Origin of the sequence: Streptococcus sinensis, assembly GCF_000767835.1 — a bacterium.
Classification (GTDB): domain Bacteria; phylum Bacillota; class Bacilli; order Lactobacillales; family Streptococcaceae; genus Streptococcus; species Streptococcus sinensis.
Genome location: NZ_JPEN01000060.1, coordinates 1 through 3,469 on the forward strand (window position 1 = coordinate 1; position 3,469 = coordinate 3,469).

Sequence of the window (3,469 nt, forward strand, 5' to 3'; positions counted from 1 at the left end):
TTGATAAGCTGGTAAATTTTTATCAGCGGACCATGCTCTTAGAGATTGAGCGCCTGGATGAGCCTTGTGACAATCCTGAGCAACGCCAGGCTCGCTGGGACTTTTATCAGCGTAAGGGATTCCGCTCAGCCAATGCTTTTTTGGAATATGACGATCTTAGTTTTGAAATCCTTTATCGAGGAGAATCTTTTGACGAGAATGCCTATCGAGATATCTTCCGTCGCCTTCAGGAGGAGCATTATTTCGACTTTGAAATCAAGCACAGACGTTTCAGCGACTACTAAAAGTAGAGTTTATTGGTAGAAACTGTCGCCTTTGCTTAAGAAAAAGGATGAAAGTAAAGTTATAGTTCAGCTTATTTAGAAAAATAATTGAACAGCAAGGAAGATAAATCATGGATAAGGATATTAAACTAGTGGCAGTAGATGTGGATGGAACCTTTGTCCGTTCAGATTATACTTATGATGTGCCACTCTTTAAGCGAATTTTAGCTGCGATGCAGGAAGTCGGATGTCAGTTTGTGGTAGCCAGTGGCAACCAGTATTATCAGCTACGGGATCTTTTTCCTGACTACTATGATGAGCTTTCCTTTGTGGCGGAAAATGGGGTTTTGTCAAGGAACGAAAGGACCTGCTTTTTACGGCTGATATGCCTAAGCAGGTTGTTCACGAGGTGATTGACATCTGTCGCCAGTATCCTGAGATAAAGAATGTCCTCTGCGGGCTAGAAAGTGCCTATTGCGAGCGAGGGACAGTCAGTCAAGATTTTTACGAGCTGACCAATCATTACTTTCATCGGCTGCAATGGGTAGATGATTTCAAGGACGTCCAGGATACTATTCTTAAGTTTTCCCCGACAGTTCCGGTGGATAAGACCTATGACTACTATGATCTCTTTCGAGAAAAGCTAGCTGGGAAGGTCGAGCCGACTACCAGTGGCCATGCTATTGTCGCAGTAGATTATGCCATCAAAGTTAGAAACTTGCAGAGTCCAGATGATTTGCAGCGGGCTGTCAAGGAAAGAGAAGGGCAGATAGAGCTAGCCTCTGCTTTTATTAGATCAGGAAAGGAAACTTTATGAAGCATTTATTTTCACGCTTGTCACCAGCGCAAAAGATTATCTTGTCTTTTCTTCTGGTGATATTCTGTGGCTCCTTGCTACTCAGTCTGCCTTGGGTGCAGACGGCAAGTTCCCAAGCGGGCTATCTGGATCATCTTTTTACAGCTGTCTCGATGGTCTGTGTGACAGGGCTTTTTACTCGATCGGTTGTGGATACATACAATGTTTGGGGACAGCTCCTTTGTATGCTGCTGATTCAGATTGGTGGTTTGGGAATCCTGACTTTTATCGGATTTTTCACCATGGAAAGTCGGAAAAAGCTCAGCCTCAAGGATCGCCGTATTCTGCGGGATAGTTTTAGTTATGGGCACAATCGTACCTTAGGTCAATTTGTCCGTTCGATTTTTATCACGACTTTTACTATCGAAGGACTGGGTGCGCTCCTTCTCATGATTCGCTTCATTCCCAAGTTTGGTCTGAGAAAAGGGATTTTTAATTCTATCTTTTTAGCCGTTTCTGCATTTTGTAATGCGGGCTTTGATAATTTTGGCAATGATAGCCTACTAGGCTTGCAGACAGATGTTTTGGTCAATATCACCTTGGCTCTCCTCATTATTACTGGAGGGCTTGGCTTTATGGTCTGGTTTGACTTGGCTACTAAATTGGGAGGAAAACAGAAGGGGCTGCACTTTCATACTAAGGTAGTCTTGCTGCTGACTGCTGGTCTCCTCGTTTTTGGGACGGTCGCGAGTCTCTGGACGGAGTACAATAATCCTGGAACGATTGGCAATCTTTCCTTTGGCAATAAGCTACTGGTTAGCTTTTTCCAGACAGTCAGTATGAGGACAGCTGGCTTTGCTTCCATAGATTATACGGCTGCTCGTCCAGTAACCCTGTTTATCTATCTGCTCCAGATGTTTCTAGGAGGAGCTCCGGGTGGTACAGCGGGCGGTCTGAAAATTACGACCTTCTTAGTTCTTTTGCTTTTTGCCCGAAAGGAAATTCTGGGCTTGCCTCATACCAATATGGGGCGGAGGACACTAGCTCCTCAGCTAGTGCAGAAGGCTTTTGGTGTGACAGTGATTTTTCAGCTGACATTTCTGCTTGGTCTTTTGGCTCTTGGGCTAGTGACCGATAGCAGTCATCGCTTTATTTACTTGATATTTGAGACTGTGTCGGCATTGGCTACAGTTGGTGTCACGGCAAATATCACTACCAGCCTCAATACAGCTGGTATGATTGTGATTATGTTGCTAATGTTTATTGGACGGGTGGGGCCGCTGACTCTTATGGTCAGTCTCAACCATTATCAACCGAAGAAGGCTGCAACCTTGCATTACAGCAAGGCGGACATTATGATTGGATAGGAGAAAAGAAATGGCAAATCAAACAGTTGGAATCCTCGGCTTGGGGATTTTTGGACAGAGTATCATTGAGGCCTTGATTTCTCAAGATGTAGAAATCATTGCGATTGATAATCACGAAGAGACAATCAATCAGTATGAAGACATGATTGCCGTCGGTGTGATCGGGGACATTACCGATATGGAGCTTTTGGAGGCGGCAGACGTTGGGTCCTGTGATACGGTGGTCGTAGCGACGGGAGAAAGTCTGGAATCCAGCGTCCTAGCGGTCATGCACTGCAAGGCATTGGGCGTAAAAAATGTCATTGCCAAGGTCAAGGATGAAGTAACCCAGCAGGTGCTGGAAAAGGTAGGAGCTGATCTAGTTATCCTGCCTGAAGTGGAGGCTGGTATTTCATTGGCTAAGACCATTCTCTTTAACCATTCGATTGAGGTTTTCCAACTGGATGATGATGTAGTGGTGGCTGAGTTTGAACCGCCTGCTAACTGGGTCGGGAAAACGGTCCGTGAAGTAGATGCTCGTAGGCTTTATCATCTTAATATTATCGGCTATCGTCTGACAAAAAATCAGCCTTTGGAAAGCCAGTTTACTCCAGACTTTGTTTGGCCAGAAGGCGTCAGCATTATGGCTGTGACTGATAACCAGCATTTGGATAATTTACGTGAAATAGTGAAGTAGTAGCTAGAATAAGATCTCTTCGCTGGGAGTCCAACCGATTCTAACTAGGCATTCGGCACCTTTCTATTATATGAATAAAAAATCGATACATAGGAGCTCTTTCAGGGCTCTTTTTTGAAACCCTTTGCAAAATTTGTTATACTATCAATAGAAAAGGAGTGATTTTATGAGCTTAACCAGCCAGCTTATTACAGCAGATTTTCCGGATTTGGACAAAGTAGAGGCCTTAAATATTGAGGTTTTTCCGGAAGAGGAGAGGGTACCACTCAGCGAGTTTTTGCGTTATGAAGATCAGGAAGAGGCTATTTTTTCGCTTTTTATCATGAAAATGAATTTGTTGGCTTTGCTTTTGCTATTTCCAATGAAC

4 protein-coding genes and 2 pseudogenes are annotated in these 3,469 nt (G+C 44.0%); all 6 read left to right on the forward strand.

Going from position 1 to position 3,469, the window contains the following annotated elements:
• Window positions 1-284 (forward strand): annotated as a pseudogene (locus SSIN_RS04485) (GNAT family N-acetyltransferase); the annotation flags it as partial.
• Between the two features lie 110 nt (window positions 285-394).
• A complete protein-coding gene (locus SSIN_RS11185) occupies window positions 395-676 on the forward strand; it encodes an HAD hydrolase family protein (RefSeq protein ID WP_052076759.1) in 282 nt (93 codons plus the stop codon).
• Window positions 649-1,080, forward strand: a complete 432-nt coding sequence (locus tag SSIN_RS11190; protein WP_280513231.1) for a hypothetical protein — start codon at window positions 649-651, stop codon at window positions 1,078-1,080. The genes SSIN_RS11185 and SSIN_RS11190 overlap by 28 nt, the downstream gene beginning before the upstream one ends.
• Entirely contained in the window at window positions 1,077-2,426 is a 1,350-nt protein-coding gene (locus SSIN_RS04495) for a TrkH family potassium uptake protein (protein ID WP_037616239.1), read from the forward strand. Before SSIN_RS11190 ends, SSIN_RS04495 begins: the two co-directional genes overlap by 4 nt.
• A gap of 10 nt (window positions 2,427-2,436) precedes the next feature.
• Entirely contained in the window at window positions 2,437-3,102 is a 666-nt protein-coding gene (locus SSIN_RS04500; protein ID WP_037616241.1) for a potassium channel family protein, read from the forward strand.
• Window positions 3,103-3,268: 166 nt separating this feature from the next.
• Window positions 3,269-3,469 (forward strand): annotated as a pseudogene (locus SSIN_RS04505) (GNAT family N-acetyltransferase); the annotation flags it as partial.